Here is a 6115-nt window from a genome sequence, read left to right on the forward strand (position 1 = left end):
GCACGCCGAGCTCCGCGAAGGTCGGTGCCGCCGGGGACCCGGGGGTGGAGGGGATGGTTTGTGTCTCGTAGGGAGTCAGATCATCTGTGGGTACTTCAGCTGTGACGGACAGCGGGACGCTCCTGGTCTTCTCTGAGCGGTGTCTACGCTGAACCCGCTCGGGTGAGCCGCGCGGCGCCCGCGACCCGAAAATCCATGTGCCCCGGTGCCCTCGATGGCAACTCTGGGTGCACAGGTGACGAGGCGACGCCTGCTACACGGCGGCCGAGGTGACATAACGACCCCTGGCTGCCCCCAGCATAGCCGGTGTAACCCCGGGTGGGGGCTCCTTGGCAGGAGTGTTTGCCGACAGCGACTGCGGCGGGTGTCAGAATCGCGCCTGTGGCACAGACGACACGGACCCCGGCCGGCCCGGCGACACCCATCGCCATCACCGCCCCCGGTCAGGTAGGTGACTCTGACAATCGGGTGCCCCCGTCCCCGGATGCCGGACCCGCACCGACCGTGGACCAGGCGACCGTGGATCTGCTGGGCCTGCTCGCCTACGGCGAGCTGACCGCCTTCGAGCGCATGGCCACCGACGCGCGGATGTCACCGACCGTTGCCGACAAGATCGCCCTGGCGAAGATGGCCGCCGCCGAGTTCGCCCATTTCCAGGCCATCAGCGACGAGCTGGACTGGCTCGGCGTCGACCGGGAGCTCGCGATGGCCCCGTTCATCGCGCCACTGACCGCCTTCCACAACTCGACCGCCCCGGCCGACTGGCTGGAGAGCCTCGTGAAAGCCTACGTGGGGGACAACATCGCGGCGGACTTCTATCGCGAGATCGCGGCGCGGCTTCCGTCACCGTCACGCGAACTGGTTCTGAAGGTGCTCGACGACACCGGGCACGCAGCCTTCGCGGTCGAGCGGGTGCGCGCGGCGATCAGCGCCAACCCGACGGTGGCCGGGCGGCTGGCGCTGTGGGCCCGTCGGCTCGTCGGTGAGGCGCTCACGCAGGCCCAGCGGGTCGGGGTCGATCGCGACGCGCTCACCGGGCTGTTGGTCGGGGTTGGCGACCTGGAGGCGCTGGCGGCGATCTTCAACCGCATCATGGCGGCGCATGGCCGGCGGATGGCGGCACTGGGCCTGTCCGCCTGATCCGGGCCCGCCGACCGGCGCGGCGACGCCGGTCGGCTCCCCGGCGGACCGCTGCCGGTGGTCGGCCGGGACCTAGACGGCGCCGAAGCCCACTCGTCGAGTCGTGGTCGCGGCGATCTCCACATAGGCCAGCGACGCGATCGGCATTATCACCTGCCGGCCTTTGTCGTCGACGAGGGTCAGCACCCCGTTGTCGGCCTTGACCGCCTCATTCACCAGCGCGGCGACAGCCTCCGGGGACTGGCTGCTCTCCAGTACCAGCTCCCGACTGACCTGCCGGACGCCGATCTTGACCTCCACCCGATGACCTCCGCCTTCGTCGGACCTACCGTCGGCGGACGAGCGCCGCCGATCTTGGATCACCGCCCACACTATGGCTTCCGGGACTTCTCCACCGCGGCAGGGGCGGCGTGTTCGCTCCGGGCACATCCGCGCACCCGGCAAACGCTTGCCCGGTGCGCCCGTTACACCTGGTGCGCCGGACGACGTCAGCCGGCGGGGGGGACCTCCTTGTGCGGCTCCGTGTTCGTGCGCGCGGCATCCCGGTGCTCCTGGCGGGGGTAGCCGCCGATGCCGCGCCAGGCCAGCTCCACCATCGACTCGATGGCCCGTTCCTTTTCCACGGTGGCACCGCGGACCAGCCACCAGCGCGACGCCGTCTCGGCCAGCCCAACCAGCCCGACCGCGAGCAGGTCGGCCTCGTCCTGGGGCAGCCCGGTGTCGGCGACGATCGTCGCGGCGATGGCCCGCACGCACTGGGCGAAGGCGGTCTCGATGCGCTGGCGGACCGCGGGCTCGTTGCGCAGGTCCGACTCCAGCACGAGCTGGTGTGCCCCAGAGGGGTCGTTGACGAAGTCGAAGTACGCTCGGATGGACCGGGCGATGCGCGCGTGGTTGTCCGAGGTGGAGGCGAGCGCGTCCTGGACGCTCGTCACCAGCTGGGTGGCGTGCTCGTCGAGCAGCGCGAGATAGAGTTCGAGCTTGCCGGGGAAGTGCTGGTACAGCACCGGTTTGCTGACGCCGGCCCGCTCGGCGATCTCGTCCATCGCCGCTGCGTGGTAGCCCTGGGCGACGAAGACCTCGCGGGCGGCTCCCAGAAGCTGGAAGCGGCGCGCGGTGCGGGGGAGCCGGGGAGCCCTGCCCGGTCGTGCGTCGGGCGGGGCTGGCTCGGCGGTCACCGGCGCACCTCCTGGCTGATGGCGCACCTCCTGGTTGATGCGGTCAACAGTACCCGCGGGGTCCGACCGGCTGGCGTTCGTCGAAACGAAACCAGCCGGCCTGCTTGTCGCTCGCGCGGGGTGGCGCCGGGTCGCTGGTAGTCGGGTCAGCGGTAGTCGTCGTCCTCGTCGGTCTCGACCACGATGCTCTGCTCGACGACGTCGTACTCGTCGGCCTCGACGGGTGGCGCCGAAGGTAGCCAGCGCAGCGCCGGGCCGGCCGGACGTATCTCCCGGGCCTGCTCGACGGCGTCGGCGCCGGGCGCCTCGATCGGAAGATCGGATGCCGGAAGGTCGGTGGGTGCTCCCATGGGGACGTCCTCCTGCGCTCATCGTTATGGCGACCCGCTGGGGCGGGCGCCGGAAATGGACGATCCGAACCTGTCCGGGGTCCGGATCGCGATGTGCCCGGAACGGGTGGCCCTCACGCGCCATCGGCCGGGCCGGCCTCGTCACGGACGTGGCGGTGGCGTCCGTCACTCATCCCACTCCCCGCTCCCGCGCCGTTCCCGGCTCCGTGTCCCGCTCGCACCAGGCTTCCCGTCCTGGGTACGTTCCGCCCTCCTGCACATATATCCCCCGCCTATCCCCCGCCGGTCGTCGGTGTTCTCCGGTGTGTCTCCAGGGCGGCTGGCGTCCTGGAGATCTTCACCTGTTGATAGGTTCAAGCTTTTCGCCTGTCTGGCTTACTCGTGGGCTTCCGGTGGGACACCATAGGGGTACGTGACGTGAGGGGCGAACATGCGTGCGACCTGGAAGGGCGTGATCTCCTTCGGCCTGGTGTCCATCCCGGTGAGGCTCTACTCGGCGACCCAGGAACGGGATGTCGCGTTTCACCAGGTTAGACGGTCGGATGGGTCTCGTATCCGATACCGGAGAGTGGCGGAGGCCGACGGGGACGAGGTCAACTACGCCGACATTGCCAAGGGCTACGAGCTGCCGGACGGGGAGACCGTCGTACTCACCGACGAGGACTTCGCGAATCTCCCGCTGTCCACCTCCCGGGCGATCGACGTGCTGGAGTTCGTCCCGTTGGAGCAGGTCGACCCGATCTACTTCGCGAAGAGCTACTACGTCGAGCCCGACCGCACCGGCGCCAAACCCTACGTTCTTCTTCGTGACGCGCTGGCCGCATCGGGCCGTGTCGCGTTGGTGAAGATAGCCCTGCGGCAACGCGAGCAGCTCGCGACGCTCCGGGTGCGCGGCGGCGTCTTCGTCCTGGAGACCATGGTCTGGCCGGACGAGGTGCGGCAACCGGACTTTCCGTTCCTCGAGGAGGACGTCGCGGTGCGCCCGCAGGAGCTGTCGGTGGCTGCCTCGCTCATCCACACCCTGGCAGCCGACTTCGACCCCACCAGGTACACCGACAACTACCGTGAGGCCCTGCAGGCCGTGATCGACGCGAAGGTCGCCGGCCGCGAGGTTGTGGCCTCGCCGGGCGGGTCGGCTGGTGAGGCGGTCGGCGACCTCATGGCGGCGCTGCGCGCGAGCATAGCCGCCGCCCGCGCTGAACGGCCCGGCGAAGCGGCCGTGGCAGGTGGTGCGGCCGTGGCAGGTGGTGACGCGGGGCCCGCGGCTGCCGGGGTCACCGACAAGGGGCCCGACGACAAGGCGTCCGACGACAAGGCGTCCGATGGACGGCGGGGCGGCCGTACCTCCTCGGTCAAGGGTGCCTCGTCGGCCCCGGGCACGCGGTCGACCGCCCGGAAGACGCCGTCCTCGACGAAGAGCACCGCGAAGACGAACGCCGCCACGAAGACGTCGCCCGCCAAGACCTCCGCGGCCAAGACCTCCGCGGCCAAGGCCGCCTCCTCGAGGTCGGCCTCGAGGACGCCGACCTCGAAGACGCCCCCGACGCGGCGATCCGCCTGAGGAGCGGTCCTGGCGCGGGAGCCGGGGGCCGGTGGAGCCGGGGGCCGGTGGATACCGGGTGGTCAGTGACGGAAAGCGGTCAACGACAGAAGGCGGTTAGTGACGGAAGGCCTCCTTCGCCTTCTCCCCGGCGTTCTTGAGGTCGGCGACGCCGCGTTCTCCCCGGCCCTCCGCCTGCAGGTCCCGGTTCTCGGTGGCCTTGCCGGCCTGTTCCTTGGTCCGCCCGCGGAGCTCCCGCATCTTGTTCCTGACCTTGTCAGTGAAGGACACTGCACTCAACTCCTCACTGTATGTGCGGTGGGTCGGAAGAGGTCTACCCGTGGCAGCCGCGGGAACACTCCGGGGGCGCCGTGCGCTGCACCAGAGGGCCGGCCGTCGCGATGTCCGACGTGTACCCGTGATGAGGGACCTCCCGGCGGATGGCCCAAATCCGGCGACGCCGCGTCGCGCTGTGGCATCGTCGAAGGACGACACCGAACGCAAGGAGCAAGCGTGTCCCTTCCGCCCCTGGTCGACCCCGCCGAGGGGCTGACCGTCGACGAGATCCGCCGGTACTCTCGGCATCTGATCATTCCGGATGTCGCCATGGACGGCCAGAAGCGGCTGAAGAACGCCAGGGTGCTGGCGGTCGGTGCCGGTGGCCTCGGCTCGCCGACGCTGATGTACCTGGCCGCCGCCGGCGTCGGGACGCTAGGCATCGTCGAGTTCGACACCGTTGACGAGTCGAACCTGCAGCGTCAGATCATCCACGGTCAGTCCGACGTCGGCCGCTCGAAGGCGGAGTCGGCCCGCGACTCGGTTCGCAACATCAACCCGTACGTGAACGTCGTCCTGCACGAGACCCGGCTGGACGCCTCCAACGTCATGGAGATCTTCAGCGGGTACGACCTCATCGTCGACGGCACGGACAACTTCGCCACCCGTTACCTGGTCAACGACGCCGCGGTGCTGCTCGGCAAGCCCTACGTCTGGGGTTCGATCTACCGCTTCGACGGTCAGGCCAGCGTCTTCTGGGCCGAGCACGGACCGTGCTACCGCTGCCTCTACCCGGAGCCGCCGCCTCCCGGCATGGTCCCCTCCTGCGCCGAGGGCGGGGTGCTGGGTGTGCTGTGCGCCTCCATTGCCTCCATCCAGACCACCGAGGCCATCAAGGTGCTGACCGGGGTCGGTGATCCACTGGTCGGTCGGCTGATGGTGTATGACGCCCTGGAGATGACCTATCGGTTGATCAAGGTCCGCAAGGACCCGGAGTGCCCGTTGTGCGGGAAGAACCCGACGATCACCGAGCTGATCGACTACGAGGCGTTCTGCGGGGCGGTCTCGGAGGAGGCGCAGTTAGCCGCCGCCGGCTCGACGATCACTGCGGGCGAGCTCAAGAGCTGGCTGGATGCCGGCGAGCCGATCGAGCTCGTCGACGTCCGTGAGCCGGCCGAGTGGGAGATCGTCCGGATCCCCGGCGCGCGCCTGATCCCCAAGGGGGACCTGCCCGCGCATCTCTCCGAACTGCCGCAGCACCGTCGGGTGGTCGTCTACTGCAAGTCCGGGGTGCGCTCGGCCGACGCGCTCGCCACGCTGAAGGGCGCCGGCTTCTCCTCTGCCGTGCACGTCCAGGGTGGCGTGACCGCGTGGGCGATCCAGGTCGACAAGTCGCTGCCGGTCTACTGAGCCCGGACGAGTCCCACGGAGCCCGGACGAGTCCCACGGAGCCCGGATGAGCCCCAGGCCGCGGGCCCGGCGTGATGCGCCGCCGGCGAGTGTCTCCGCCGGGCTCGGTACCCGGATCTCGCTCGGCGGCGCGCCGGGTCCGCACGCCCTTGAGGTGCTGGATGCGGTGGCGCGCATCCCGCCGGGCAGGGTGATGACCTATGGCGACGTGGCCGAGTACG

7 protein-coding genes and 1 pseudogene are annotated in these 6115 nt (G+C 69.9%); 4 read left to right on the forward strand and 4 right to left on the reverse strand.

The features are described from left to right. Positions 1–468: 468 nt before the first annotated feature. The gene (locus tag AC08ON_RS03510; protein WP_476606379.1) at positions 469–1140 is read left to right on the forward strand and encodes a ferritin-like fold-containing protein; all 672 of its coding nucleotides are present in this window, start codon (positions 469–471) and stop codon (positions 1138–1140) included. 72 nt (positions 1141–1212) lie between these two features. On the opposite strand, the gene AC08ON_RS03515 is transcribed toward AC08ON_RS03510, so the two are convergent. The 3 genes from AC08ON_RS03515 to AC08ON_RS03525 all read right to left on the reverse strand — a co-directional run bounded on the left by AC08ON_RS03515 (position 1213) and on the right by AC08ON_RS03525 (position 2668). Then, positions 1213–1440 (reverse strand): DUF3107 domain-containing protein, encoded by a 228-nt coding sequence (locus AC08ON_RS03515; RefSeq protein ID WP_011438181.1) that lies wholly within the window; start codon positions 1438–1440, stop codon positions 1213–1215. Positions 1441–1628: 188 nt separating this feature from the next. Continuing rightward, positions 1629–2318: a TetR/AcrR family transcriptional regulator gene (locus tag AC08ON_RS03520; protein ID WP_476606380.1), complete on the reverse strand. Its 690-nt coding sequence runs from the start codon at positions 2316–2318 to the stop codon at positions 1629–1631. A 146-nt stretch (positions 2319–2464) separates the two neighbouring features. After that, on the reverse strand, positions 2465–2668 hold the full coding sequence (locus AC08ON_RS03525) for a hypothetical protein (RefSeq protein WP_476606381.1): 204 nt from the start codon (positions 2666–2668) through the stop codon (positions 2465–2467). A gap of 430 nt (positions 2669–3098) precedes the next feature. Here AC08ON_RS03525 and ku point away from each other — a divergent pair, with 430 nt between their 5' ends. After that, positions 3099–4229: a non-homologous end joining protein Ku gene (gene ku, locus AC08ON_RS03530; protein WP_476606382.1), complete on the forward strand. Its 1131-nt coding sequence runs from the start codon at positions 3099–3101 to the stop codon at positions 4227–4229. A 96-nt stretch (positions 4230–4325) separates the two neighbouring features. On the opposite strand, the gene AC08ON_RS03535 is transcribed toward ku, so the two are convergent. Next, the gene (locus AC08ON_RS03535) at positions 4326–4499 is read right to left on the reverse strand and encodes a CsbD family protein (protein WP_085014893.1); all 174 of its coding nucleotides are present in this window, start codon (positions 4497–4499) and stop codon (positions 4326–4328) included. Positions 4500–4721: 222 nt separating this feature from the next. Between AC08ON_RS03535 and moeZ the strand changes: the two genes are divergently transcribed. Both moeZ and AC08ON_RS03545 read left to right on the forward strand, forming a co-directional pair. Beyond that, positions 4722–5894 carry an adenylyltransferase/sulfurtransferase MoeZ gene (gene moeZ / locus AC08ON_RS03540; RefSeq protein ID WP_476616439.1) on the forward strand — a complete coding sequence of 391 codons (1173 nt, stop codon included), beginning with the start codon at positions 4722–4724 and terminating at the stop codon, positions 5892–5894. A 46-nt stretch (positions 5895–5940) separates the two neighbouring features. Further along, a pseudogene (locus AC08ON_RS03545) lies at positions 5941–6115 on the forward strand (MGMT family protein); the annotation flags it as partial.

Source organism: Frankia sp. CoWAU3 (assembly GCF_977971855.1).

Excerpts from the sequence above, each read along its gene's own strand:
- AC08ON_RS03525 (WP_476606381.1), bottom strand. The coding sequence starts at position 2,668 with ATGGGAGCACCCACCGACCTTCCGGCATCCGATCTTCCGATCGAGGCG.
- ku (WP_476606382.1), top strand. The coding sequence starts at position 3,099 with ATGCGTGCGACCTGGAAGGGCGTGATCTCCTTCGGCCTGGTGTCCATC.